This window comes from Corallococcus sp. AB011P, from assembly GCF_003611605.1.
Lineage (GTDB): Bacteria > Myxococcota > Myxococcia > Myxococcales > Myxococcaceae > Corallococcus > Corallococcus coralloides.
Map to the genome: position 1 here is coordinate 188,222 of NZ_RAVX01000013.1, position 25,938 is coordinate 214,159.

The 25,938-nt window shown below is 68.8% G+C and carries 22 protein-coding genes; 9 read left to right on the forward strand and 13 right to left on the reverse strand.

Annotated features, from left to right (window positions below; translation table 11 throughout):
• Positions 1 to 4: 4 nt before the first annotated feature.
• From D7X30_RS27920 to D7X30_RS27935, 4 genes are read right to left on the reverse strand one after another with little or no spacing between them, the layout of a single operon-like run.
• Positions 5 to 1,078: a quinone-dependent dihydroorotate dehydrogenase gene (locus tag D7X30_RS27920; protein WP_120566016.1), complete on the reverse strand. Its 1,074-nt coding sequence runs from the start codon at positions 1,076 to 1,078 to the stop codon at positions 5 to 7.
• A gap of 3 nt (positions 1,079 to 1,081) precedes the next feature.
• Positions 1,082 to 2,074, reverse strand: coding sequence for an adenosine deaminase (gene add / locus D7X30_RS27925; protein WP_120566017.1), 993 nt, complete (start codon positions 2,072 to 2,074; stop codon positions 1,082 to 1,084).
• Between the two features lie 36 nt (positions 2,075 to 2,110).
• The gene (locus tag D7X30_RS27930; protein ID WP_120566018.1) at positions 2,111 to 2,815 is read right to left on the reverse strand and encodes a Smr/MutS family protein; all 705 of its coding nucleotides are present in this window, start codon (positions 2,813 to 2,815) and stop codon (positions 2,111 to 2,113) included.
• 24 nt (positions 2,816 to 2,839) lie between these two features.
• Positions 2,840 to 3,637: a TerB family tellurite resistance protein gene (locus tag D7X30_RS27935; RefSeq protein ID WP_370051706.1), complete on the reverse strand. Its 798-nt coding sequence runs from the start codon at positions 3,635 to 3,637 to the stop codon at positions 2,840 to 2,842.
• 90 nt (positions 3,638 to 3,727) lie between these two features.
• Here D7X30_RS27935 and folD point away from each other — a divergent pair, with 90 nt between their 5' ends.
• The gene (gene folD, locus D7X30_RS27940; protein ID WP_120566020.1) at positions 3,728 to 4,579 is read left to right on the forward strand and encodes a bifunctional methylenetetrahydrofolate dehydrogenase/methenyltetrahydrofolate cyclohydrolase FolD; all 852 of its coding nucleotides are present in this window, start codon (positions 3,728 to 3,730) and stop codon (positions 4,577 to 4,579) included.
• 110 nt (positions 4,580 to 4,689) lie between these two features.
• Positions 4,690 to 5,556 carry an HNH endonuclease gene (locus D7X30_RS27945; RefSeq protein ID WP_233591821.1) on the forward strand — a complete coding sequence of 289 codons (867 nt, stop codon included), beginning with the start codon at positions 4,690 to 4,692 and terminating at the stop codon, positions 5,554 to 5,556.
• Positions 5,557 to 5,938: 382 nt separating this feature from the next.
• Here the strand turns inward: D7X30_RS27945 and D7X30_RS27950 are convergent, their stop codons facing one another.
• Together D7X30_RS27950 and D7X30_RS27955 are read right to left on the reverse strand one after the other, a co-directional pair.
• Positions 5,939 to 6,232 carry a hypothetical protein gene (locus D7X30_RS27950; protein WP_147443337.1) on the reverse strand — a complete coding sequence of 98 codons (294 nt, stop codon included), beginning with the start codon at positions 6,230 to 6,232 and terminating at the stop codon, positions 5,939 to 5,941.
• A gap of 5 nt (positions 6,233 to 6,237) precedes the next feature.
• The gene (locus D7X30_RS27955; protein ID WP_147443338.1) at positions 6,238 to 6,672 is read right to left on the reverse strand and encodes a hypothetical protein; all 435 of its coding nucleotides are present in this window, start codon (positions 6,670 to 6,672) and stop codon (positions 6,238 to 6,240) included.
• A 237-nt stretch (positions 6,673 to 6,909) separates the two neighbouring features.
• Here D7X30_RS27955 and D7X30_RS27960 point away from each other — a divergent pair, with 237 nt between their 5' ends.
• The gene (locus D7X30_RS27960) at positions 6,910 to 8,460 is read left to right on the forward strand and encodes an OmpA family protein (protein ID WP_158619406.1); all 1,551 of its coding nucleotides are present in this window, start codon (positions 6,910 to 6,912) and stop codon (positions 8,458 to 8,460) included.
• A gap of 121 nt (positions 8,461 to 8,581) precedes the next feature.
• On the opposite strand, the gene D7X30_RS27965 is transcribed toward D7X30_RS27960, so the two are convergent.
• Positions 8,582 to 11,686: a choice-of-anchor D domain-containing protein gene (locus tag D7X30_RS27965; RefSeq protein WP_158619407.1), complete on the reverse strand. Its 3,105-nt coding sequence runs from the start codon at positions 11,684 to 11,686 to the stop codon at positions 8,582 to 8,584.
• A gap of 188 nt (positions 11,687 to 11,874) precedes the next feature.
• Between D7X30_RS27965 and D7X30_RS27970 the strand changes: the two genes are divergently transcribed.
• The 3 genes from D7X30_RS27970 (at position 11,875) to D7X30_RS43680 (ending at position 16,046) form a co-directional block, all read left to right on the forward strand.
• Positions 11,875 to 12,810, forward strand: a complete 936-nt coding sequence (locus tag D7X30_RS27970; RefSeq protein ID WP_120566026.1) for an ADP-ribosylglycohydrolase family protein — start codon at positions 11,875 to 11,877, stop codon at positions 12,808 to 12,810.
• Positions 12,811 to 13,001: 191 nt separating this feature from the next.
• A complete protein-coding gene (locus D7X30_RS27975; protein ID WP_120566027.1) occupies positions 13,002 to 13,409 on the forward strand; it encodes a hypothetical protein in 408 nt (135 codons plus the stop codon).
• Positions 13,410 to 13,457: 48 nt separating this feature from the next.
• Positions 13,458 to 16,046: a serine/threonine-protein kinase gene (locus tag D7X30_RS43680; protein WP_120566028.1), complete on the forward strand. Its 2,589-nt coding sequence runs from the start codon at positions 13,458 to 13,460 to the stop codon at positions 16,044 to 16,046.
• A 222-nt stretch (positions 16,047 to 16,268) separates the two neighbouring features.
• On the opposite strand, the gene D7X30_RS27985 is transcribed toward D7X30_RS43680, so the two are convergent.
• The 4 genes from D7X30_RS27985 to metF all read right to left on the reverse strand — a co-directional run bounded on the left by D7X30_RS27985 (position 16,269) and on the right by metF (position 19,004).
• Complete coding sequence (locus D7X30_RS27985) at positions 16,269 to 16,568, reverse strand: hypothetical protein (protein WP_120566029.1); 300 nt, start codon at positions 16,566 to 16,568, stop codon at positions 16,269 to 16,271.
• 92 nt (positions 16,569 to 16,660) lie between these two features.
• The gene (locus D7X30_RS27990; RefSeq protein ID WP_120566030.1) at positions 16,661 to 17,716 is read right to left on the reverse strand and encodes a homoserine dehydrogenase; all 1,056 of its coding nucleotides are present in this window, start codon (positions 17,714 to 17,716) and stop codon (positions 16,661 to 16,663) included.
• Positions 17,713 to 18,135, reverse strand: a complete 423-nt coding sequence (locus D7X30_RS27995) for a hypothetical protein (RefSeq protein ID WP_120566031.1) — start codon at positions 18,133 to 18,135, stop codon at positions 17,713 to 17,715. Before D7X30_RS27995 ends, D7X30_RS27990 begins: the two co-directional genes overlap by 4 nt.
• Complete coding sequence (metF, locus tag D7X30_RS28000; RefSeq protein ID WP_120566032.1) at positions 18,132 to 19,004, reverse strand: methylenetetrahydrofolate reductase [NAD(P)H]; 873 nt, start codon at positions 19,002 to 19,004, stop codon at positions 18,132 to 18,134. Before metF ends, D7X30_RS27995 begins: the two co-directional genes overlap by 4 nt.
• A 102-nt stretch (positions 19,005 to 19,106) precedes the next feature.
• On the opposite strand from metF, the gene gcvT reads away from it, so the two are divergent.
• The 3 genes from gcvT (at position 19,107) to gcvP (ending at position 23,634) form a co-directional block, all read left to right on the forward strand.
• The gene (gene gcvT / locus D7X30_RS28005) at positions 19,107 to 20,192 is read left to right on the forward strand and encodes a glycine cleavage system aminomethyltransferase GcvT (RefSeq protein WP_120566033.1); all 1,086 of its coding nucleotides are present in this window, start codon (positions 19,107 to 19,109) and stop codon (positions 20,190 to 20,192) included.
• A 41-nt stretch (positions 20,193 to 20,233) separates the two neighbouring features.
• Positions 20,234 to 20,620, forward strand: coding sequence for a glycine cleavage system protein GcvH (gene gcvH, locus D7X30_RS28010; RefSeq protein ID WP_120566034.1), 387 nt, complete (start codon positions 20,234 to 20,236; stop codon positions 20,618 to 20,620).
• Positions 20,621 to 20,730: 110 nt separating this feature from the next.
• A complete protein-coding gene (gene gcvP / locus D7X30_RS28015) occupies positions 20,731 to 23,634 on the forward strand; it encodes an aminomethyl-transferring glycine dehydrogenase (protein ID WP_120566035.1) in 2,904 nt (967 codons plus the stop codon).
• A 67-nt stretch (positions 23,635 to 23,701) separates the two neighbouring features.
• Here gcvP and D7X30_RS28020 read toward each other — a convergent pair whose 3' ends face one another.
• Together D7X30_RS28020 and D7X30_RS28025 are read right to left on the reverse strand one after the other, a co-directional pair.
• Entirely contained in the window at positions 23,702 to 24,601 is a 900-nt protein-coding gene (locus tag D7X30_RS28020) for a cation diffusion facilitator family transporter (protein WP_120566036.1), read from the reverse strand.
• A 52-nt stretch (positions 24,602 to 24,653) separates the two neighbouring features.
• On the reverse strand, positions 24,654 to 25,898 hold the full coding sequence (locus tag D7X30_RS28025; protein WP_120566037.1) for an energy transducer TonB: 1,245 nt from the start codon (positions 25,896 to 25,898) through the stop codon (positions 24,654 to 24,656).
• Positions 25,899 to 25,938: the final 40 nt, after the last annotated feature.

Sequence of the window (25,938 nt, forward strand, 5' to 3'; positions counted from 1 at the left end):
CTCGCTAGCGGGCGTCCACGCCAATCACGTCGCGCACGGAGGCGAAGCCGTCACGGGCCAGCAGGGCGCCCAGCTCCGGGAGGATGCGGTCCACCATGCCGGGGCCCTCGTAGATGAAGCCCGTGTAGACCTGCACCACGGTCGCGCCCGCTCGCAGCTTCTCGTAGACGTCCTGCGCGCTGAACACGCCGCCCACGCCGATGAGGGGCAGGGCGCCCTTGCTGCGCTGGTACGCGCGCCGGATGACGGCGTTGGACAGCTCGCGCACCGGGGCGCCAGACAGGCCGCCGGCCTCCTTCGAGTGCTTGTGCTCGAAGGGGCGGGTGAGGGTGGTGTTGGTGGCGATGAGCCCGGACAGCCCGCGCGCCATCGCCACGTCCACGACTTCATCCACGGCCTCGGGCGTGAGGTCCGGGGCGATTTTGAGGAACAGCGGCGTGCCCGGGGCCACGGCGTCCATCCGTTCGCGCACGGCGAGCAACAGCGCGGACAGCGCCTCCGGCTCCTGCAGCTTGCGCAGGCCCGGCGTGTTGGGCGAGGACGCGTTGACGACGACGTAGTCCCCCAGCGGCGCGAGCGCGTCCACGCACGCCACGTAGTCGTCCACCGCGCGCTCCAGCGGCGTGTCCTTGTTCTTTCCGATGTTCACGCCCAGCGGGCCGGGCTTCCACGAGCGGGCCTTGAGGCGCTCCGCAGCGGTGGCCGTGCCGTGGTTGTTGAAGCCCATGCGGTTGATGACCGCGCGGTGCTCCGGCAGGCGGAACAGGCGCGGCTTCGGGTTGCCCGGCTGGGGCTTCGGCGTGACGGTGCCAATCTCCACCGCGGAGAAGCCGCAGGCGAACAGCCCGTCCACGGACTCCGCGTCCTTGTCCAACCCGGCGGCGAGCGCCACCGGGTGGGCGAACTTCAGCCCCGCCAGCTCCACGGACAGGTCCATGGGGGCGCGGCTCAGCGTGTGCTCGCGCATCGCGCGGCAGCGGGCGTTCCACTTCCCCAGGGCCGCGAGCCCCGACATGCCCAGCCGGTGCGCGGGCTCCGGGGGCAGGCTGAAGAGCAATGCGCGAGTCAGGCCGTACATGCGTCAGGCCGGGATGAAGGACGCCTCGCGCGCCCACGCGAGTGCCTGGTCCACCTGCTCGGAGGAGAGCAGGCCGTTGGACTCGACGATTTCAATCTCCCGCCGCATGTCCGTCTCCAGCAGGTAGGGGCCGTCCGTGTTGATGGTGAACTTCACCTTGCGGTCCCAGAACGTCTGCATGATGTGCTTGAGCTCTTGCAGGTCCGCCACGGCCTTGGTGTGGATGTTGGACGTGGGGCACAGCTCCAGCGTGATGTTGTTCTCGCGCAGGACCTTCATCGCGGACTCGTCGTACGCGGCGCGGATGCCGTGGCCGATGCGGTTCGGCTTGAGCTTCTCCACCGCCGCCATCAGGCCGCCCGCGCCCGTGCCGGCCGTCTCGCCGGTGTGCACGGTGCACTTGAGGCCGCCCTTGCGCGCGCGGGCGTAGAGGTCCTCGTACTCCGCGAGCGAGGGCTTGTGCTCCATCGCGTCGCGCTCCGTGCCGGCCAGGTCGATGCCGTACACGCCGCGCGAGCGGTACTTGATGGCCTTGTCCACGATGATGCTGTTGAGCTTGTGGTCGAACTCGCGGGCCAGGCAGAAGATGAAGCCCACCTTCACGCCGTACTCCAGCACCGCGCGGTCCATGCCCCGCAGCGCCGCGTGGATGATGTGGTCCAGGTCCAGCTCGCTGGAGAGGTTGCGCTTCATCGGGTTGAAGCGCAGCTCGATCTGCGTGACGCGGCTGCCCCGGTACTCCTTGCCAATCACCTCGTAGACCGAGCGCTCGATGGCGCTGGGAGAGGATTGGATCTTCTCCGTCCAGGTGTGGAGGATCTTCAGGTAGTCGTCGAGGCTGCCCACCTTGCCCGGACGGGAGGTGATCAGTTCGACGAAGTCGAAGTAGTTCTTGACGGGGAGCTTGAAGCCCTGCTGGTGGGCAATGGACCACAGGATGTGCGGGGCCACCGCGCCACCCACGTGGATGTGGAGGTCAATGAGGTCGCGAACCATGGCGGCATGTATGCACAGCCACGGCCACGCGTAAAGCTATCGGCGCAGCAGCACGTAGACGGCGCCAGCCCCGCCGTCCTGCGGACGGGCAGTGGAGAACGCCAGCACCATCCGCTCCAGCCGCTTCTGCGACAGCAGATCCCGAACCGCGTCCTTGAGCACCGGGATCTGATCCTTGGAATTCAAACCGCGCCCGTGGACGATGAGCACGCAGCGGCGCTTGGCGCGGCGGCTGTCGGACAGGAAGCGCTCCACGGCGGCCTGGGCCTCGCGCTGCGTCTTGCCGTGGAGATCCAACCGGTCCTGCACGGAGAAGTCGCCCCGGCGCAGCGAACGCAGCAGGTTGGGGTCGGTGCCGGGGGAGGCGCCCTCGAAGGACGCGTCCGATCCGGTGAACGACAGCGGCCCGTCCACGGCGACCAGGTCGGAGAGCTGGGCGAGCGCCTCCGCGTTGTCGTCGATGAGCTCCGGCAGGCGCGGGTTCGTCTTGGGGGCTTCACCGCGATGGGTGATCTGCTGCACGCCGTCCATGGCGGAGAAGAAGAGGCCCACGTCGTCATCTTCCGGGCGGGCCTTGGAGGCCTTCGCGGGCTTCTGCACGACGGCCTTCTTCTTCGCGGCCTCCACGGCGGCGGCGGCTTCCTTCTCCTGCTTCTGCTGATCCTGAAGCGTCTTGATGGCGGACTTGAACGGGTTGTTCTGGAACTCCGCTTCCTTCTTCTTGGGGGGACGCTGGCTCATGGGATTCCTATCTTCTAACCCGGGCTACAGGCCGCGCAGCCTGCGGATTTCCTCGTAGGCGTCGCGGACGGCCTGGAAACGGCGGGCGGCCTGCTCGGCGGCCTTGGGCGCGAGGTGGCTGGCCTTGTCCGGGTGGAAGCGGGCGGCGAGCTTTCGGTAGGCGCTCTTCACCTCCGCGTCGGTGGCGTCCGGAGGGAGGCCCAGCGTCTGGTAGTGGGCGGTGGCGTCGCCCAGGTGCAGTTCGGCCAGGGCCTGGACCTTGGCGTCGGGGACGTCCAGGCCTTCGGCCATGCGCTTCAGGGCCTCGCGTTCAGAGCGCTGGAGGGGGCCGTCCGCGAGCGCCATCTCATAGAGCGCGTCCAGCAGGCGGAGCCGTTCGCCCGAAGGCAGGGAGTCCAGGCAGGAGGCGAGGGAGGCGGGGGCGTCCAGGGAGGCGGGGCGGGCGAGGAAGTCCTTGAGGTAACGGCGCACGGCCTGGACGGTGTGGGCGTCGGCGTGGAGGACCTCCTCGAAGTAGCGGCGGACCTCGCGGACCTCTTCGCGGCGCATGTCGCCGTCGGCGCGGGCCACGTCCACGAAGAGGGCGGTGATGTCGCGGTCAAGCGGGTCCTCGTCCGGGGCCTGGACGATGGGGAACTCGCCCGGGCCCTGGGGGAGGGGGGCCTGTTCGGGAGGTGACTCGAAGGTGGCGGGGAAGTCGCTGAAGATTTCAGGGAAGTCCGGGGGCGCGGCGTGCTGTTCGTCGAAGTAGTGGCCCAGGGCCGTGCCCAGGATGAGGGCGAGCACGATGGCCCAGGGCCCGCCAATGAGGAGGCCGGCCATGAGACCCAACATCGCCCCGAGAACTTTTCCCGCGCCCATGCCTTCGCTTCGCTCCCTTGTGCCGGGCCAGTCTTGCATAAGGTGGCTCTCATGACGGCTCAGTTGATTGACGGCAAGGCAGTGGCGGCGCGCGTGCGGGCGGAGATCAAGGAGGAGGTGGCGCGCCTGAAGGCCGAGCGCGGCATCACCCCGGGACTCGCCGTGGTGCGCGTGGGTGAGGACCCGGCGTCGAAGATCTACGTGACGGGGAAGAAGAAGGCCGCCGAGGAGGTGGGCTTCAACTCCTGGGAGCACCACCCGGACGAGACCATCACCCAGGACGAGCTCCTGGCGCTGGTGCACCGGCTGAACGAGGACCCTGCCGTGCACGGCATCCTGGTGCAGCTGCCGTTGCCCAAGCACATCGACGCGGACGCCATCATCGCGGCGGTGAAGCCGGAGAAGGACGCGGACGGCTTCCACCCGATGAACGCGGGAAACCTGCTCCTGGGCCGCCCGGCGACGCGGGCGTGCACGCCCTACGGCGTGATGCGGCTGTTGGAAGAGGTGGGGTGCAATCCGGCGGGCAAGCGCGCGGTGGTGGTGGGTCGCAGCAACATCGTGGGCAAGCCGCAGGCGCTGATGCTGCTCCAGAAGGACGCGACGGTGACGGTGTGCCACCGCAAGAGCGACCTGCCGGCGGAGGTGGCGCAGGCGGACATCCTGGTGGTGGCGGTGGGCGTGCCGGAGCTGGTGAAGGGCGCGTGGATCAAGCCCGGCGCGGTGGTGATTGACGTGGGCATGAACCGCAAGGCGGATGGCAAGCTGGTGGGCGACGTGGAGTTCGCTGCGGCGGCGGAGCGCGCGTCTTTCATCACGCCGGTGCCGGGTGGCGTGGGCCCGATGACGATCGCGATGCTGATGAAGAACACGCTGGAGGCGGCTCAGCGCGGCGTGAAGTAGTCAGTCGATTGGATCTCCCTGCCCATGCTGGGGCAGGGCGGCCCAATCACAGACTGCGGACGCACGGGCCACCCTGGTTCCCTCAGGTACCGGGACGGACAGGCTTGACGATGAAGAAAATAGATGAGTTCTGGTTGGCTGCCGCCAGCTTGCTGTATCCGCCGACCGAGCCCGCCAGACTGATTTCCCTGAAACAGATATCCCGCAGGTATGAGGAGTTGTTTGGGCGGGCTCCGACACCGAGTCTTGAGCAAACAATCATCAGTTGGAAGCAAAAGTATAGCGACCGGACGAGGCCGTCTCAGGGAGGCAGTCCGAAGCGCTACCTGTTCCGGACCGACGACGGCAGCACTCCGTCCTCACACGGCAGGTTTCGACTCTACATGACTTCAGACTCCACTCACGATGGTCGAGGCAAGAATGGCGCGACCTGTCCCGAGATGGAAAAGATTCCGAAGCGGTACCACTACCTGGTGAAGTGGTACCTGAAGCACTATCGAAACTCGTCACACGATCCTGCTGCCGAAACAGAGAGTCTTGAAGCTGCTGCGGACTCTGCTCAAGCAGAAATCAAGCGTTCAGCCGTATCTGCCACCGAAAAGGCGAGACTGATCAAGGCCAGGCATGGCCAGGGCATCTTCAGGAAGAGGGTGCTTCGCGTCGAATCAGCCTGCCGGCTTACTGGCATCACGGACATACGTTTCCTGGTAGCCAGCCATATCAAGCCGTGGGCCATCTCAAGCAATGACGAGCGGCTTGATGGGCACAACGGACTGTTGCTGGCTCCTCACGTTGACCGCCTCTTTGATCGTGGGTTCATCACCTTCAATCAAGAGGGAGGCGTCATCGTCTCGCTGGATGCCAAGGAGGTATGGCAGCAGTGGGGGCTGGTGCTGGCCATGCCCGTACCATTGACTGTGCGGCAAGAAGATTACATGTGCTATCACCGTGATTACATTTTTCGCGGCAGGAACTGAGGATTCTGGTCTACAGGGTCAGCGCCGCGGAATGGGAAGTCCATAGGTGGCGCTCGACCTTCGTCCAACTTTCGAAGGCGGCTTGTGACACTGTTCCTCCCGTTCTGAGTTCCTGAGCATTCTTGTGGTGGAGGTACGCATCCCGCGCGGTCTTTCCATAGGCCATGGCGTATGCGTACATGAAGAGCTCGGCTGTGAACCCATAGCTGTCGACATTGGGTGGTTGCTGATAGGCATGGGCAACCAGTATGCAGCCGTTCTTCGGGATGATTGGGAGACGGCTCGAAGACGGGCCGCTTGCTTCCGGTCCGGCTCTCGGCCCTGGGAAACTGAGCCGAGAGTCCGGGTCTCCCTGCCCGTGATTCGGGCAGAGAGGAGGAATTCATTGCAGACCGCAGACGTACGGGCCGCCCTGGATGTTACAGGCGTCGTAACGGATGCACCAGCCGTCCGGCGTCGAATAGGCATACATGTAGAAGCCATTCGCGCAGCGGACCCGGTCGGTGGAGATCCGGCACCAGCCGAAATCAACATTCGGGTCGCAGCTGTCCGGCGGAGCCATGGCGTGCACCCGGTCCTCGGTCGTTTCGGTCTCCGTGGCGGGCACGGCCTCCGGTCCACAGCCGGCGACCATCATCCCCACGCTGAAGGCCAGTGCGAGTGTCTGTCGTTTCATGGCGCTCACCATTCCGGGCAGCCCCAGGGGCCGCCGTAGTTCTTGCAGACGTCCGCGTTGATGCACCAGCCGTCCGGGGTCCAGTGGGCATCCATCTGGACGCCGTTGAAGCAGGTGATCTTGTTGCTGGAGACGGGACACCAGCCGTCGTCCTCGAACGGGTCACAGCTATCCGGCGGAGCCATCGCGGCATTGGAAGAAGCACAGCCCTCGTTGCATGCCAGCCAGTCGCGCTGACACACCATGCGCTGGGCGCTGTTCTCCGCGGTGTCGAGGCAGGCGATACGCAGCTGTTCGCACGTGTCTTCGCATTCCGATGCGGATGGCAGGGCGGCCTCACGCGTCGCCAGGATGCCTTGCGCGTCTTGGTTCAACTCCTCTCGTCCGCATCCCGCCAACAACCCGACAGCCATCAGCCCTGCGATGATCGCTACTCGCATGTGCCCTCCTGGGTTCTGGGTCCGCGCTGCCTCGACAGGATATCGAGCTCGGTACTTTGGGGCACTCCGCCGCATCAATCATCACAGGCGTGAAGGTTTCCGAGCGCGTGAGAATGCCCGCCCCATGATCGACTGCCTTTGCATGAGCGTATTCCCGTGAGGGGGAGGGGAGCCGCAGGTGCGAGTCCAGCCGCCATTCCCCTTCAGCCCGGGCGGGACATGACGGAAGATGCGCGCATGGGTCCGGCCTTGCACCGATGCGCAGTGGGCGGGGCCGCGCTGGGGCTGTTGCTGCTCGCAACCCCCGCGCGTGCCCAGGACGCCACGCTCCTGCCCACGTTCTCCCTGGAGCGCCTGGACCCGAACCCGGGCCTGGGGCCCCTGACGATGGGGAGCGGGGAGCTGCTGGCGCCCGGCGCGCTGCGCATCTCCCTGCTGGCGCACTACCAGCGGAGAGCGCTGACGGTCCGTAACGGGCCGGACGAATACCCGCTCGTCCTGTCCCGGACCACCGGAGTGGTGTCGCTGGCCGTCGGCGTGCTGCCCTGGCTGGAGCTTCAGGCCCAGCTCCCTGGCGTCATCCATCAGAGCGGCGCGGACGTGAGCACCGTGCTGTCCATCTCCCCGCCGTCACGCAGCGGGCTGGGGGCGCCGCGGCTCGCTGCCCGACTGGGGCTGCTGGGGACCTCCGCTCCCGAGGCCTTCCACCTGGCGCTCGACCTGGACGTGCGGTTGCCCGTGGGTGGTTCGGGTGCGCTCGCTCGCGACCAGGGTGTCCGCGGCCAGGGACGGCTCATGATGGGCAAGCGCTGGGGGCCCGTGGCTCCGGCGCTGGAAGTGGGCGTGCTCCTGCGTCGCGCCGTCTCGACGGACTCCGGCGTGGACAGCCTCAACGGCGTGGGCAACGAGCTGCGGGCCGGGGTGGGACTGACGGTGGGGTATGCCCTGCGCGCGGAGGTGTCGGCGCTCGGCGCGTATTCGTGGCGGCAGCAGCGCACCAGCGGAGAGCTGCTGGGCGGCCTGCGCTACTCACCGGCCCGGCCCTGGGAGTTCTTCGCGTTGGGCGGCGCGGGCCTGGGCGCGGAGCCGGGCGCGCCCCGTTACCGGGTGCTCGCGGGATTCGCCCTGCTCTTCGACAAGCCGCCTCCTCCGCCTCCGGAGGACATCGTCTACGAGCTCGTCCAGGGGCTCCCTCGTGCTCCCGCCGAGCCACAGCTCGAACCCGAACCCACGCCTTCAGAACCTCCACCTCCCGAGCCCGCCAAGGATGAGCCTGTCTCCGAGACCGACTCGGATGGTGACGGTGTCGTGGATGTGTTGGACGCCTGCATCCACGAGCGGGGAACCCGAGAGCACGGCGGCTGCCCGGAGACGGGTGACTCGCTCGTCACGCTGACCCGGGAGCGACTCGTCCTCCATGGCCAAGTCTTCTTTGAGGTCGGCGCGACGACGCTGCCGGGCCGCTCTCGCGTCCTGGATCAGGTGGCGCGGGTGCTGATGGAGCATCCGGAAGTGGAGCGCGTCGTCATCGAAGGGCACACGGATGCGGAGGGGTCGTCCGCATCCAACCAGCGCCTGTCCCTCGCTCGCGCGGAGGCCGTGCGCGAGTACCTCGTGCGAAAGGGCGTCCCGGCTCACCGGTTGGAAGCCCGGGGCCTCGGTGCGCGCCGGCCCGCGGGCTCCAACGGAACGCCGGCAGGGCGGGGCGAGAACCGCCGCGCGGAGCTTCTGTTGATCCTGGGCGAGCCCACTTCGGCCGGCACCGTCCCCGCGCCTCCTCCCCCCTGAGTCCAGGAGGGCCTCCCCGGCGGAGGCACCCCGCGGAAACCTGTCCGACAGTCGGACAGCCGCGGCCCGCGGAAACCTGTCCGACAGTCGGACAGGTTCTGGCCGCACCGGGCCCGGGGGCCTAGCGGGCCCGCGGACCGCGACGGGCCCTTCGCCTGGCCAGCATCCACGCCGCCAGCACCCAGACCCCGCCGCTCCCGCCCACCGCGCAGCCGCTGCCCTCCACGGTGACGGCCTCGCCAATCCCCTCCACGGGAACGACCGTGTGGCCCAGTCCGCCTCCGCTCGGCACCACGCGGACCTCGCCGCGCACCGTGCCCGTGCGCGTCGGATGGAACGTCACCGGGACGGAGGCGCGGCCACCGGCCGCGATGGCACCGCTCACCGCGCTCGCGTCCACGCGGAACGCGGCATCGGAGGAGGTCACCGCCACGGTGACGGGCACGTTGCCCGTGTTGACGAGCTCCAACGAAAGGGGCTGGCTGGTGGCGTCCACCCGCTGGTTGCCGAACACGATGGCTCCGGGCGTCACCGTCAGCCCCTGTGCCACGCCGGCCCCCTGCACCGTGATCATCAGCGGCGTGGAGGACGCATCGTGCCGCACCGCGAGCGACCCTGCGTAATCGCCCGGCCGCGGCGGCTCGAAGACGACGTAGAAGGGATGGCTGGTGCCGGGCCCCACGACATGGGGCAGCGGGAGCCCCGACAGGGAGAACCCGTCCACCGGATCCAGTCCCGTGATGGTGACAGGGCTCGTGCCGGTGTTGCGCAACTCCACGACGCGCTGCGAGGCCTCCCCGAGGAACTGGGAACCGAAGGTCAGCGCCGTCACGGAGGTTTCCATCGAGGCAGTGGTCCCCGTGCCCCGCAGCGTCACCTGGGCGGCGCGCGGCGCGTTGCTCTGGACCTCCAGCACACCGTTCTCCGCGGTGGCCTCGGTGGGCTTGTAGCTGACCTGGAACGTGCGGTTTCCGAGCGGCGGCACGCTGGTGCCCACGTTGAGCCCTGAAACCTGGAACGGGCCGCTCACGTTCACCGCTGTCACGTTCAGCGACTCGCTCCCCATGTTGAACAGCGCGAACTCCCGGGGCGGGCTCAGGCCCCCCAACCGCTGGCCGCCGAACTCCATCACGTCGCTCGCCATCCGGCCGACGGCCTGGAGCCCCTCTCCGTCCAGCTTCACCACCGTGGGAGACGACGGCGCGTTCGAGAACACACGGAGCACGCCGGTCGTGGCGCCGTCCTCGACCGGGATGAAGGTGACCTCCATGGTGAAGGCGTCGCGCGGCGTGAGTTCCTTCGGCAGCTTCGGAAGCACCACCGAGAACGGCCCCGCCACCGCGATGGTGCTGAGGGTGAGCGTGTCCGTCCCCGAATTGACGAACGTCACCTGCACCGCCTTGCTGCTGTTCCCCACCTCCGTCCGTGCGAAGGACAGCGCTGAGGGGGTGGCGGTCAGCTTTCCCTCGACGCCTTGTCCGCTGAGCAGCACGGTCCGGATGGAGCCACCCGGGCCGTCCGCGCTCAGCATCAGCTCCTGCGCGAACTGGGCGATATGCGGAGGCTCGAAGGTCACCTGGACCTGGGTCGTGGCACCGGGGGCCAGGCTGAACCGTCCCGCGGGGGTCACGGCGAAGCCCGTGGGCGCCTGGATGGGCTCCACCACGAGCGTTCCGGCACCTTCGTTCTTGAGCGTCAACGCCTGGGGCGCGCTCACGGAGTTGACCTCGCGCGAGCCGAACTCCAGCGCCGTGCCGCCATCGGGCGCGGTGACCTTGAGCGCGGGGATCTCCACGCCCGTGCCGGTGAGCGCCACCTTCACGGCCGGGGTGCGCGGATCATTGCTTCGCAGGATGAGGTCCTTCGCGGCGCGGTCCGTCCCCGGGGCGTAGGCCACTGTCAGGTTCGCCTGTTCCCGGGCCTTGATGGTCAGCGGAAGGCCGGACTCCACCGTGAAGGGCGCCTCGACGTCGAAGGCGGTGAGGATGAGGTCGTCCAGTCCCGTGTTGCTGACCGTCAGCGTCTTGCGAACAGGGTCGACACCCGCGGTGTGCACACCGAAGTCCAGCGCGGTCGCCGCCACGGCGATGGCGGGTTCGATGCCCGTGCCATGCAGAGAGACCTCCGCGAGCGGCGTGGCGGACCCCTGGGCCTGGATGTACATCGGCAGGGACGACTCTCCCGCCGTCGCCGTGAAGGTCACCGTGAGCGGGAGGACCGTCCCTGGCTGCACCACGCTGCCCCCCGGAGGCAGGCCGCTCACGGTGAAGGGAGCCTGCGTCAGCACGGCGGGAATCGTGAGCGGCAGGCTCCCCACGTTCTTCACCTGGAGGAGCAGGCTGCTGCTCGTGCCCACGCGCACGGCGCCGAAGTCGAGCGCGGCCGGCGCGAGCTCGAGCTTCGGGGCGCCGCCCGTCCCCGTGAGCTTGATGGGCAGGGAGCCCCTGTCGGGGTCGCTGCTCAGCAGGCTCAGGATTCCGGAGTCCACGCGGTCGGCCGTGGGCGCGTACGTCACGGTCACGTCCAGGCTCGCGCCATTCATGAGGGTGAAGGGCAGGGACACCGGCGTCAGCTTGAAGGGGAGGGGAACCGACATGGCGTCGATGACGAGCGGGACGACGCCCTCGTTGGTCAGCCTCACCTTCTGGGCGGCGGAGGTGCCCACCGCGATCGAGCCGAAGGACAGGCTCTCTGGATTGACCTTGAGCACGGGCCGCCCCGTCTTCAGGCGGATCCTGGCGGCGGCGTAGCAGTTGGTCCGCTCCGGCCTCAGCGTGAGTGTATTGATGGCGTTGTATCGATAGCCGGGAACCCCCGTGGGGTCGTACATCCTGGACTCGACCTCGGGCGACTCGCAGCCAATGCACCTCCGGAAGGGATCCGGGGCCATGCCGAAGGTCCCCAGTTCATGGCCGTTCAGCAGGACGGTCGTGAACCCGCCGTCGTAGCCACGGCCGAAGACTTCCGCCGTGACGGACATCACCACCCAACCGGTCTTGACGGGATCCGTGAAGCTCCGGACCCCACCGTTCCAGTTTCCGGTGTTGTCCGAGCAGGCGTAGGACGTGTACTGGCAGGTGGGGCACTTCGCCGCGCCGTCCCACCTCAACTCGAAGTTGTAATCCTGTTGCACCAGCGAGGACTGCGCCCGCGAGGTTTCGCCAAACATCTCGGGCTCATCCGGCGCCTCGGGCTCCACGGTGGAGCAGGCGGTCAGGACAGACAAGCCAAGGACAAGCAGCAGGGGGAGCCGACGCATCCGGAGCGCCTCTCGTGAGGATGGGGAAGCCAGGCCCGAGAAAGAAGGGCGCGAGAGCTTCGCATGAACCGTGGACGTCGCGCGAGCCTTCAGCCTTTACTAGGATGGTGTTATTGGTACACCAAGTTCGGCTCACGGACCTGGGAGATGGGGGAATGATGAACCGCGAGGAGCGCATTGGGGGAGGACTGTATGGGTTGCTCATCGGTGATGCGTTGGGCGTCCCCTATGAGTTCCACCGGCCGGAGATGATTCCATCTCCCGAGGCCATCGAATACGACCCACCGCCGGGCTTCGACCGCGCGCATGACCGCGTCCCCCCGGGTACGTGGTCGGACGACGGTGCCCACGCGCTGTGCCTGCTGGACTCCCTGACGTATCAGAAGCGGCTCGACTGCGAGGACCTGGGCCGGCGGCTGGTGAACTGGCAGGACTGGGGCTACCTCGCCGTGGATGGCGATGTGTTCGACGTGGGCATCCAGACCAGCACGGCCCTGCGCCGGTTGCGCGACGGCACCCCGGCAATGCTCGCCGGCCCCAACGGCACCATGGACAACGGCAATGGCTCGCTGATGCGCGTGCTACCCCTGGCGTTGTGGCACCAGGGCAAGGACGCGGCGCTCGTCTCGGATGCCATGGCCCAGTCTCGCGTGACACATGGCCATGTGCGCGCCCAGGTGTGCTGCGCGCTGTATTGCCTCTGGGCCCGCCGCATCCTGGAGGGCGCGGCGGACCCCTGGGCCGAAGCCGTGGCCACCTTCCGAGACCTGTACGTGGAAGGCTTCCCGCAACGGGAGGAGTTGGAAGCCCACATCCGCCCGGACGACCCGGCACCGGGAACGGGCGGCGGCTACGTCGTGGACTGCCTGCGCTCCGCACGCACTTGCGTGGCGAACGGGAAGACCTACGAAGAGGTCGTCAAAGCCGCCATCCGGCTGGGCCACGACACGGACACGACCGCCTGCGTGGCGGGAGGCATCGCGGGCCTCATCTTCGGCCTGAACGGGATTCCGCACCGCTGGCGTTCGCAGCTGCGCGGGCAGGAGCTCGTGGACCCGCTCCTGGAGCGGCTCATGAAGTCGCTGGGCTGAGACGTCACTGGGATTGTGGGGCCACGCGGCACTCGAAGGATTTCTTGGGATGCGGGCCGGGCCATTGCCTCTTTTCCCCTGAGAGCTCGGGGATGACCCGAGCCGCCTCCCGCTGACCTGGCGGTTCCGTCCACCCCACTGGACCCACGTGTACCTCCGGGCATGCGTATGCCCGCCCACCGGAGTTCCCCATGGCTCGCGTCGATGAGAAGAAGCCGGTCGTCGTTCCGCCGCCGCCCCCCAAATCGGAGGTGCCCCAGGTCGAGCCGAAGGTGAAGGCCGCCAAGGACTTCCAGAAGGTGGCCCAGCGGAGGCGCGAAGACGCGGCGGTGGGGCAGCAGAAGGCGCATCAGGACGCGACGACGGCCAAGAAGGCCGCGGACACGTCCCGGCGCGCGGCCCACGACACGGCGGCGCTCTGGGACGGCATGCCAAACGCCCCCGAGGCCGGGTATGGGCAGCCTGACCCCTCGGCCATCAAAACCGGTGGGTTGGCTCTGGCGACGTCGCTGAGCGGCAAGGGCAAGGGGCTCTCCCTGGGCGCGAGCTCCGCCATCAACGCCCACAAGCAGCGCGCCATCGCGGACCAGCGCATTTGAGCCTTCGGATGGTGACCCATGGAGCTGATCGGCAGGAGGAGCGGAACGATGAAAACACAGCAAGGTTCCAATGCCAGAATCCGCCGCGTGCGCGTGGGTCCCATCAACCACATCCACATTGCTGGCGTCATCGATGAGACGTTCCCGCTGACGTCGTCCTCGCCAGACCTGGATGGGTTCATCATCGTCGACCTCGGCCGGGTGGAGCGAATCAGCTCCTTCGGCGTGCGGAGGTGGGTGGAGTTCGTCAGCAAGCTGCCTCCGGGAGGCCTGTCGCTCTCCGTGGTCAACGCGCCACCGGTGATGGTGGACCAGCTCAACATGGTGGAAGGCTTCGCCGGCGTGTCGCGGGTGCTGTCGGTGCTGGCACCCTTCGCGTGCCGCGCCTGCGGCAAGGGCCGCTTGCGCCTGGTGGATCTCCGGTCGGCGGCTCCCAGCCTCGCCGAGGGCCGGGTCCCCGAGCATGCCTGCCCGGTGTGCGCCGGCACGCTGGAGTTCGCGGAGCAGCCGAGCGAGTTCTTCGACTCCGTGAGGCATCAGCAGCCCGGCACGGTGGAGCCGGTGGTGATGGGCTACCTGCGCGCCGCCACGCCGGGCGCGTCCTTCTCGCTCCCCACGCCCCTGAAGATTCTCCAGGACGACATCACGTACATCACCCTGGCCAGCGAGCTGAAGGGGAGCCTGAACGTGCGACGGTTGGCCTCGGGCCTGGACGGGCGCGTCGCCTTCGACTTCTCCCATGTCACCCGAGTGGAGCCCCAGGCGGTTCCCAAACTGGAGCAGGTGCTGGCCACGGCGGCGCAGGGCGCCAAGGTGGTGCTGTGCCGGGTGCCACCGCCGGTGCTGGGCGCGCTGACGCGCTTCACCCAACAGCTCACCGCGCGGATCGGCACGTTGTGGTTGCCGTGCGAGTGTCGCGACTGCGGCCACTCGCATCACCAACGCGCCCTGGCCTCCGAGTACCTGTCCAGGCTGCGCGCCAATGACAGCCTCGATCGAGAGTGCCCCGTCTGCGGCGGGACCGCGCGCCTGCCGTCCCTTCCCCAGTGGGTGCCGCTGCTGCGCCGCTCGTCGCTGGTAAAGCAGCCGCTGGAAGACATCGAGGCGCTCGAGCCGCGGGCCCTCAGCCAGTGCCTGTTCGGCCCCCTTCACTTGGCGCCGAACGCCAGGAGTGATAGCCCGGACCTCGGCGGCTCCATGGGAGGAGCCACCCGGGTGCAGATCATCCGCCGGTTGGGGCAGGGCGGCATGGCCGGGGTGTTCCTCGCCAGACGGGTGGGCGTGAAGGGGTTCGAGAGTTTCGTGGTGATGAAGAAGCTCCTCCCGCAGCTCGCGGAGAACGCGGAGTTCGTCGACATGCTCTTCGCCGAGGCGCGTGCCAATGCGCGCCTCACGCACCCCAACATCGTGCAGACGTTCGACGTGGGCATGAACGACGGCGCGGCGTGCATCCTCATGGAGTACGTGCGCGGCCCGGATCTCCAGAGGTTGATGAACGAGCTGCGGCGCAAGGGGATGGTCCTCCCCATCGAGCACGCGCTGCGCATCGTCGCCGAGACCGCCGCGGGCCTGCACTACGCGCACAGCTACGTGGACCCGGCCGGTGTGCCCCATCCGGTGGTGCACCGCGACGTGAGTCCCCACAACGTCCTTGTCTCGCTCGACGGCGCCATCAAGCTGAGCGACTTCGGCATCGCCAAGGTGCAGGGCGAGGGGAACACCCAGGCGGGTGTGCTCAAGGGGAAGATCGCCTATCTCTCCCCCGAGGCCGTCGTGGGCCAGCCCCTGGACGCGCGCAATGACGTGTTTGCCCTGGGGGTGGTGCTCTTCGAACTGCTCACCGGCCAGGCGCCCTTCAAGCGCGACAACAACGCGGCCACGCTCAGCGCCATCGTGCGGGAGCCGGCGCCCGTGCCGTCGCAACTCGAGCCGGGCATCCCCCGGGATGTGTCGGATCTCATCCTGCGCGCACTCGTGAAGGATCCTGCGCGTCGCACGCCATCCGCAGCGGCCATGCGCGAGGAGATCGAGGCGGTGATGGAACACCACCGGCTCAACTCGTCGGCGGCGGCCGTGGCCCGGTTCTTCAAGGCCTCGCTGGGCGACTGGCTCGCGGAGTTCGGACCCACCCGGGACGGTCCGTTCATGGGCGCGCTCCCGAGCATGGGAGAACCGCTGCGCACGGGCTCTGGCGGTTCGCCTCGTGTGCACGCGGACCCGCGCCCCCGGCCGGGTGCCGGACCGCATAGAACCGTGCCGCGCAGAGGCCTGGCTCGAGGGCCCGCCGCGACCGCCGGCACCAGCCCAGCCCTCGCGGCCCGGCCCGCCGGGGCTCCGGCCAGGGCCCGGGCGAGACCCGCCACCTCCGGGCCCTCGCCGCTCAAGTGGGTGGTCATGGGCGTCATCGGGCTCGTGGTTGTTGTTGGGGTCGGAGTGGTGGCTCCCAGGCTGCTCTCGGGTGGAGGCGTCGAGGTGAACGACCGCGAGCGGGTTGAGCCGAGACGGCCAGGAGGAGGACGCGAGGGTGATGGGCGTCCTGGCGACGCAGACGCCTCAGGCCGCTCAGCGGAGAGCCCAATCCGTCGGAATGCCGTGGGCGTGGCGCCACCCCTCCGCGTCACGGAGCGCCCCCACTGATGTCGTCTGCCGCTGACTGGCGTCGATGACCCGGCTGGCGGCGGACGGTGACGGGTTCGACGTGGAGGTCCAGACCCGCGCGGCCTTGCGACGACTGGGTCTCGGTACGCCCACGATGCTCGCGGACCCGAGCGACACGCTAGACCACCACCCTGGCCGCGACGCGCGGATGAGATGCCATGCCCCCGGACCTGTTCCGTCCGGGGGCCGCGCGGACAGGAACTACAGCGCCTGGCCCTGCTCGGAAGCCGTCCGCGGCTGGCTCTGGGGCGCACACGCGAGGAGCTCCTCCGCGGGGGCTCCGTCCACGACGCTGGCGGTGCTTGCGAACGGGCAGCCGCACCACGCGGTCCAGAGCACCACGCAGCAGGGGGCAGGGCCGCAGACGGAGCACGTATCGCCCTCCTCGACGGGCGCCTGCACCGAGGAAACCTGGGTGTCTTCCGCCGCGAAGGCGGGCGCCGCGAACAGCATCAGGAGGGAGGCCATCTTCGGGAGGACGGCGCGTCGCATCAGCTTCATGGTGTACCTCGGGGGGAACGGCGTGTCGGATCCACGCCGGTGGGACCCAGGAGCTTCGCACATCCGCTCCGTGGCCCGTGATGCCCCGCCCCTCAGTCCGGGAAGATCTCCAGCACGTCCTTCAGCATCGCCGCGCCCGTGCCCCGGGCGCCCTGCTCACCGTTGATGACGGTGTTCACGCCGTGCAGGTCGCTGCGGAACACCGCGCCCATCTCCATCGCGCCCAGCCGTGCCAGGGGATGGGACGCGTCCACGGCGGTGGGCCGCACGCTCCACTCCCACCGCTCCGAGCCCACGGGCTCGCCGCGCGCCAGCAGCAGCACCTGGCCGCCCTTCGCCTTCGCCGCGTCCAGCTCCGCGCGCGTCACGCCGCGCATGCCCGTCACGGACACGTCCTTCAGCGTCGTGGGCACGCGCATCACCGCGTTGGCCAGGATGACCAGCTTGCCCGCCGTGTCCCAGCCGTCCACGTCCAGCGTGGGGTCTGTCTCCGCGATGCCCAGCGCCTGCGCCTCCGCCAGCGCGGCCTCGTACGTCCGGCCCTCCGCCATGCGGCACAGCAGCAGGTGGCTGGTGCTGTTGAGCACGCCCTCGAAGCGGCCCAGCTTCCCCAGCGCCAGGTCCCGGCGGCCCACGTTCACCAGCGGCATTGACGCGCCCACCGCCGCGCTGAAGCGCAGGGGAGGGCGGCCCGGCGACTCCAGGTCGCTCAAGCCCGCCAGCTCCTGGAACCCCAGCACCAGCGGCCCCTTGCTCGCGAGCACCGCCGCCATGCCTAGCGACAGCGCATCCCGCGTGATGTCCAGGCCGGGCTGCCCGTCCTGGAAGCTCGTGGGCGTGGCCTCCAGCAGGAGGTCCGCCTTCACCTGTCGCACCAGGTCGCGCCCGCTCATCCCCGGACGCCCCACCACCGGCAGCGACGCCACGGAGTGCCGCGCCCGCTTCACCGCCAGCACCGCCCCGATGTCCAACCCGTTCGGCGACACCGCCGCGCCGCCCGAGTCCGCCAGCCCCACCGGCAACAGCTCCAGCCGGTAGCGCTCCATCAACAGCGACGCGCGCGACTGGAGGATCTCCAGCAGCGGCACGCCCACGTTCCCAAGGCCCGTGAGCAGGAAGCGCACCGTGCGGACGGCGCGCGGGTTCATGGTGCGAAGGCCTCGCGCACGCCGTCACGGCGCAGCGTGAAGAGCATCCACACCGCCACCGGCACGCCAATGAAACAGCCGGGCGTCAGCGTGTACATCGCGCAGATGGCGCCCACCGTCGCCAGGCCGTACCCCTTGAGGTTCATCGCGTTCCACGCGCCCCAGACGGCGAGCACCCCGCAGAGGATCCCGCCCAGGATGGCCAGCGAGAAGCCCGTCGTGAACTCCAGCACCACCGGCGCCTGCCCCGGCGTCGAGAAGGGCGACGCCACCTTCAGCGCCGCCAGCACGCCGCCGAGCAGGCTGAAGGTGACGTGCAGCACGCCCACGATGAGCAGGAAGAACGCCGGGAAGCGCACGATCTGGAAGATCTGGATGCGCGGGTCACCCGGCGTCAGCTGAGGACCAGGACCGCTCATGACCGCCCCTTCAGCGCGCCCACGATCATCCGCGTCGCGGGAGACTTGTTCAGCGTATAGAAGTGGATGCCCGGCACGCCGCGCGACAGCAGCTCCATGCACTGCACCGTGGCGTGCGCCACGCCCAGCTGCACGACGGCGTCCGGCTGATCCTTCACGCGCTCCATCTGCAACGCCAGACGCATGGGCACTGTCGCGCCACACATGCGCGTGAAGCGCTGGACCTGCTCGTAGTTGGTGATGGGCATGATGCCGGGAACGATGGGGACGTTGATGCCCGCCCGTCGCGCCCGCTCCACGAAGTCGAAATAGAAGGCGTTGTCGAAGAAGAGCTGCGTCACCACGAAGTCCATCCCCGCATCCACCTTGGCCTTCAGGTGCTTGAGGTCGTCCTCGCGCGACGCCGTCTCCACGTGCCCCTCCGGATAGCACGCACCCCCCAGGCAGAAGTTGAAATCCTCTTCTCGGACGAATCGGACCAACTCCTCCGCGTAGCGGAAGCCCCCGGGCACCGGCTCGAACGCCGTCTGCCCCTGCGGCGGGTCCCCGCGCAGGAGGAGCACGTTCTCGATGCCTGCCGCGTCGAGCCGGCGCAGCACGTCACGAAGCTCGTCGCGGGTGTGTCCCACGCACGTCAGGTGCGCCATCGCCTCGATGCCGGTCTGCTGCTTGATGTGCGTGACCAGGTCCACCGTCCGGTCGCGCGTGCTCCCGCCCGCCCCGTATGTCACCGACACGAACCCCGGCTCCAGCGGCGCAAGCTCCTCCAGCGTGCGCAGGAGCGAGGCCACGCCCGCGTCCGTCTTGGGAGGAAAAAACTCGAAGGAGAAGCTCGGCTTGGAAGGGTTGAGGCAGTTGCGAATCTTCATGTCGGGAGGAGTTTAGTCCCTTCCGCGTCGGCCTTGATCGGAGAAGGTGCGCCGCTATAGTCCGCGCCGTTTCGCCACCCCCTGCCCACCCTGGAGAAGTCAATGACCCGGCGTACGCCCCTCAACGAGGCCCACCGCAAGCTTGGGGCCCGCATGGTCGACTTCGCCGGCTGGGACATGCCGGTGCAGTACTCGGGCCTCATCGCCGAGCACGAGGCCGTGCGCACCGCCGTCGGCCTCTTCGACGTCTCCCACATGGGAGAAATCGAGTTCACCGGCCCGGGCGCCCTGGAGACCGTGAACCGGCTCATCTCCAACGACCTCTCCCGTATCCAGGACGGTCAGGCCGTCTACGCGGGCCTGCTCAACGACCTGGGCGGCTTCGTGGATGACGTCGTCGCCTACCGCTTCAGCCCCGAGCGCATCCTCATCTGCGTCAACTCCAGCAACCGCGAGAAGGACTTCGCCTGGATGAACGCGCGCGCGGAGGGCGTCAAGCCCGTGGACAAGAGCGACGACTACGCGCAGATCGCCATCCAGGGCCCCAAGGCCGTGGGGCTGGTGCAGCGCCTGACGAAGGCGGACCTGTCCCAGGTGGGCACCTACCGCTTCACGGAAGGCGAAGTCGCCGGCGTGAAGGCCATCATCTCCCGCACGGGCTACACCGGTGAGGACGGCTTCGAGCTGTACTGCGCCGCTGGTGATGCCGTGAAGCTCTGGGACGCGCTCCTGGAGGCCGGGCAGCCGGACGGCGTGAAGCCCTGCGGCCTGGGCGCGCGCGACTCGCTGCGCACGGAGATGAAGTACGCGCTGTACGGCAACGACATCGACGACTCGCACACCGCCCTGGAGGCGGGCCTGGGGTGGATCGTCAAGCTGGACAAGGCGGGCGGCTTCATCGGCAAGGACGCGCTCGCCGCGCAGAAGGCCGCGGGCGTGCCGCGCAAGCTGGTGGGCTTCGAGCTCACCGACAAGGGCATCCCCCGCCACGGCTACCCCGTCCTCAAGAACGGCGAGCGCGTGGGTGAGGTCACGAGCGGCACCATGGGCCCCACGGTGAAGAAGTCCATCGGCATGGCCTACGTGCCGGCGAACCTCGCCGCCGAGGGCTCCACCTTCGACGTGGACATCCGCGGCCGCGCCGTGCCCGCCGTCGTCGTGAAGACCCCCTTCCTCAAGAAGTCCTGATTCCCTTTCTTCCACACCTGTTGTGAGGAGCTGAAATCCCCATGTCCGACAACGTCCCGCAGGACCTGAAGTACACCGAGGAGCACGAGTGGGCCCGCGTCTCGGGCAAGATCGTGACGGTGGGCATCACCCATCACGCCCAGCAGACGCTGGGCGACATCGTCTACGTGGAGCTGCCCAAGCTGGGCGCCGAGGTGAAGGCCGGCGGCTCGTTCGGCGCCGTCGAGTCCGTCAAGGCCGTGTCGGATCTGTTCGCACCCATCTCCGGCAAGGTGGTGAAGGTGAACGACGAGCTCGTGGGGGAGCCGGAGAACATCAACACGGACCCGTACGGCGACGGGTGGATCGTGGAGATCGAGCTCTCGGACGCCGGGCAGCTGAGCAACCTGCTGGACGCCGCCGCCTACGAGAAGCTCATCAAGGAGTAGTTCCGCGCGCGCAAGAAGTCGGGCGTCCCGGTTGTTAGAGACGCTCCATGGAGTGCCGAGCCCGCTCGGACGCCGAACTTCCTACCGCACCTCACGCGAGCCCTTCGACCATGTCCCTCAACTGGAAGTACCAGGAGTCCTTCGCCGGCCGGCACATCGGCCCGGAGACCCCTGAAGTGAAGCAGATGCTGTCCACGCTGGGCGTGGACTCGCTGGACGCCTTCGTGGAGTCCACCGTGCCGTCCGTCATCCGCTCCCCGGAGCCCCTGCGGCTGCCCGCGGGCAAGGGTGAGAACGAGGTGCTGGCGCAGCTGGAGGCCATCGCCGCGAAGAACCAGGTGTTCCGGTCCTTCATCGGCATGGGCTACAGCGACACCCACGTCCCCAACGTCATCCTGCGCAACATCTTCCAGAACCCGGGCTGGTACACCCAGTACACGCCCTACCAGGCGGAGATCGCCCAGGGCCGGCTGGAAGCGCTGCTCAACTACCAGACGATGGTGACGGACCTCACCGGCATGGAAGTGGCCAACGCCTCCATGCTGGATGAAGGCACCGCCGCGGCGGAGGCCATGGCGCTCGCGATTCACGCCAAGGGCGACGGCGACGGGGGCGCGTTCTTCGTCTCCGACGGCTGCCACCCGCAGACGGTGGACGTGGTGCGCACGCGCGCCATCCCCCTGGGCGTGGAGGTCGTCGTGGGCGACCACCGCACGGTGGACCTGTCCCAGAAGAAGTTCTTCGGCGCGCTGGTGCAGTACCCGGCCACGGACGGCGTGGTGCACGACTACCGCGCCTTCGGTGAGAAGGTGCACGCGGCGGGCGGCCTGCTCGTCGTCGCGGCGGACCTGCTGTCCCTGACGCTGCTCACGGCGCCCGGCGAGTTCGGCGCGGACGTGGTGGTGGGCAGCGCGCAGCGCTTCGGCGTGCCGCTGGGCTACGGCGGCCCGCACGCCGCCTACTTCGCCACGAAGCACGCCTACACCCGCGTGATGCCGGGCCGCCTCATCGGCGTGTCCGAGGACTCGCAGGGCCGGCCCGCGCTGCGCATGGCGCTGCAGACGCGCGAGCAGCACATCCGCCGTGAGAAGGCCACGAGCAACATCTGCACCGCGCAGGTGCTGCTGGCCGTGATGGCCGGCATGTACGCCGTCTACCACGGGCCTGAGGGGCTCAAGGCCATCGCGGAGCGCGTGCACGGGCTCACCGTGGTGCTGTCGCGCGGCCTGGCGAAGCTGGGCTTCAAGCCGAAGCACGAGCAGTTCTTCGACACGCTGCGCGTGGAGCTGACGGCCCCGCAGGTGCGGGGTGTGCTGGCCGCCGCGGAAGGCGCGCGGATGAACTTCCGCCGCATCGACGAGAAGACGCTCGGCCTGTCGCTGGACGAGACGACGCGCGCCAAGGACGTGGAGGACATCCTCGCGGCCTTCATCCAGGGCGCGAACAAGTCCGCGTCCCCGGTGAACCTGGACGAGGTCGCCGAAGGCCTGGAGAGCCCGCTCGCCCCCGAGCTGCGCCGCTCGAGCGCGTACCTCACGCACCCGGTCTTCAACCGCTACCACTCCGAGACGGAGATGCTGCGGTACGTGCGTCGGCTGGAGGCGAAGGACCTGTCCCTCACGCACTCCATGATTCCGCTGGGCAGCTGCACCATGAAGCTCAACGCCACCGCGGAGATGATCCCGGTGACGTGGCCCCAGTTCAGCAAGCTGCACCCGTTCGCGCCCACCTCGCAGGCGGCCGGCTACAAGGTCGTCTTCGAACAGCTGGAGCACGCGCTGTCGCAGGTGACGGGCTTCGCCGGGTGCTCGCTGCAGCCCAACGCGGGCAGCCAGGGTGAGTACGCGGGCCTGCTCGTGATTCGCGCCTACCACCAGGCGCGCGGGCAGGGGCACCGCGACGTGTGCCTCATCCCGTCCTCCGCGCACGGCACCAACCCCGCCTCCGCGGTGATGGCGGGCTACCGCGTCGTCGTCACGAAGTGCGACGAGAACGGCAACATCGACCTGAAGGACCTGCGCGCCAAGGCGGACGAGCACAAGGACAAGCTCGCCGCGCTGATGGTGACGTACCCGTCCACGCACGGCGTGTTCGAGGAGGAGATCCGGGAGATCTGCTCCACCATCCACGAGCGCGGCGGCCAGGTGTACATGGACGGCGCCAACCTCAACGCGCAGGTGGGCCTCACCGCGCCGGGCCTGGTGGGCGCGGACGTCTGCCACATCAACCTGCACAAGACGTTCTGCATCCCGCACGGCGGTGGCGGCCCGGGCATGGGCCCCATCTGCGTGGCGTCCCACCTGGTGAAGTTCCTCCCCGGGCACCCCGTCATCCAGACGGGCGGGGGGGACGCCATCGGCGCCATCTCCGCGGCGCCGTGGGGCAGCGCCAGCATCCTGCTCATCTCCTGGATGTACATCCAGATGATGGGCGGCGAGGGCCTGACGCAGGCCACGAAGATGGCCATCCTCAACGCCAACTACGTCGCGGAGCGGCTCCAGCCGCACTACCCGGTGCTCTACCGGGGCAAGCGCGGCCGGGTGGCCCACGAGTGCATCGTGGACCTGCGCCCGCTCAAGAAGACCGCGGGCGTGGAGGTGGAGGACGTGGCCAAGCGCCTGATGGACTACGGCTTCCACGCGCCCACCGTGTCGTTCCCGGTGGCGGGCACGCTGATGATCGAGCCCACGGAGTCCGAGTCCAAGGCGGAGTTGGATCGCTTCTGCGACGCGATGATCGCCATCCGCCAGGAGATCCGCGACGTGGAGGAGGGCCGCGTGCCCAAGGACAACAACGTCCTGAAGAACGCGCCGCACACCGCGCGCACGCTCACCGCGCCGGAGTGGAACCGCCCGTACACCCGCGAGCAGGCCGTGTTCCCCACGCCGTGGGTCCGCGACAACAAGTTCTGGCCGTCCGTGGGGCGCCTGAACAACGTGCTCGGTGACCGCAAGCTCGTGTGCTCGTGCCCTCCCATCGAGGACTACGACACGCCCGCGCAGAAGGTCGCTTAAGCCGTCTTCGACAGCAGCAGTCACCGGGGCCGTCTTCCAGCACATCGGAAGGCGGCCCTCGTGTTTTTCAGCGGACCCGCGCGGGCTCCACGTGGACCACCACGTCCACCACCTGCGGATAGGCGCCGTGCAGCGTCTCCTCCACCTTGTCGGCCACTTCGTGGGCCTGCGCGGTGGTGAGCTGCGGGTCGACCTCGATCTTCAGGTCCACGTAGACGCTCTCCTCCATGCCCCGGCTGCGCACGTCGCGGCAGGAGCGCACGCCGGCCACCGACAGCGTGTGCTGGGACACCTGCGCCGGGTCCAGGCGCGCGGTGTCGGAGAGGATGCCCACCGCCTGCCGGACGATGCCGTAGGCCACCCACGCCACGAAGACCATCACGGCCAGGGCCACCAGGCCGTCCGCGCGAGGGAAGCCCAGCGCCACCAGTCCAATGGAGCCGAGCACGGCGATGGTCACGAACACGTCCGACAGCGTGTGCTGCGCGTCCGCGAGCAGGAGGGAACTCTTGTACTTCTGCCCGTAGTGCCGCTCCACGCGGGTGACGACGAGGTTGATGACGAGCGTGAACACCATCACCGCCGCCATCGTCACCGACACGGTGGGGTGCTTGTCGTGCAGGAGCGAGTCGAACGCCATGCGCCCCAGCTCCAGCATGCCCACGCCAATCATCGCGCCGATTCCCAGCGACGCGAGCGCCTCGAACTTGCCGTGGCCGTAGGGGTGGTCCGCGTCCGCCGGCTGTGACGCGACGCCCATGGCGACCAGGCCCAGCACGTTGGAGCTGCCGTCGATGAACGAGTGCAACCCGTCCGCCGTCACCGACGCGGACTGGGCCATGAGGCCGAAGACGAGCTTGGCCGCGGCCACCACCCAGTTGGCCACGAGGATGGCCAAGAGGACGAAGCGGACCTTCCGGTTGCGCTCCTGGAGCGCGGCGCTACGGTCGACGAGAGAGGCTTCCACGGCGGGGCAGGGTAGTGCCTCCGCGCCGTCCACCGCGAGGCCTCCGTGGGGCCTACTGTCGGAACAGCCGCATCCGGGGGCCGCCGCCCATCTCCAGGAAGAAGCCGAACTGGAAGCGCACCGTCGCGTCCTGGCTCAACAGGCCGGACGGCGGGTTGGGGAAGGGCTGCGCGCGCTTGAAGGACGCCACGGCCTCCATGTCCAGGAAGTCCAGGCCGCTGCTCTTCTCCACCTGGATGTCCTTCACCGCGCCGCGCTCGTCCAGGGTGATGGTGAGCAGCGTCTGGCGGTCGCGCCCGGAGTAGATGTTCCCCGTCGGGTCGCGCATGCGCAGTTGCTCGTTGGGGTTCCAGTGCATGCCCACGCTCTGCTTCACGCGGTTGAAGAAGCTGGCGTACTTCCACTCGCGCGTGTTGAGGAAGGTGCCGTCGCCCTCCTCCTGGTCCTGGAGCATGTCGTTGGGCGCCGCGCCCACGACCTTGTCCATGGCCGCCTGCGACGGCATCAGCGTGGCCAGGCCCGGGGAACCCACGCGGCCCGCGGAGCCCTCCTGCTCGCTGTCCTCGCCCTCGCCGGGCTGGATGCGCAGGCGCTTCGCGTTGCCTTGCGTGGCGTCGCTCTCCGACTGGTTCTTCACCGCCATGCCCGGGCCGCGCTCGCGCGGATCCGTCTTCATGGCGATCTCCTCCTTGCGGCGCGTCTCCGGCATCTCGAAGACGGGCTTCTTGCCGCCCTGGGACGGGGCCCGGTCGTCCGCGCCCTGGCCGTTGTTGCCGGACACGCGCGGGGGCTGCACCTGGTCCTGCGCCGCGCCCTCCTGCTTCTGGGGCGCGGTCCGCTGGGGCATGGCGTTGCGGTAGAAGGCCGTCTGGTCGCGCGCGCGCGTCTCCTTCTCCACCGTGTTGTTGTGCTCGGCCAGGTACTTCGCGTCCGGGGACTTCTGATCATTCCCCGGCGCCACGTCCACCACCTGGCCCTGGGGCTTCGTCTCGTCCGGCTTCTTCTCTTCCTTCGGCTCGCGCTTCTCCGTGGGGCGGGGCTTCGTCTGCTGCGGGGTCACCGCCCCCCGGTTCTTCGCCCACTGGTCCGACGTGAGCGGCCTCACCGCCACGGACGTGGGCCGCGCGGGGCGCTTCTCGTGCGGGAGGTTCGCCTGCACGGCCGACACCAGTAGCACGAAGCCCACGAAGGCGGCCTGGGCCAGGAGCGCCAGGATGCCCGCCACCAGGTAGCGCAAGGGCCCACGCTGCTTGCGCGCGCGCCGCTGACGCCAGTCTGTCGAGGAACCCGTGCCCACGGCCTGATGATAAACCTCCGGACCGCTTCTACAGTCCCGA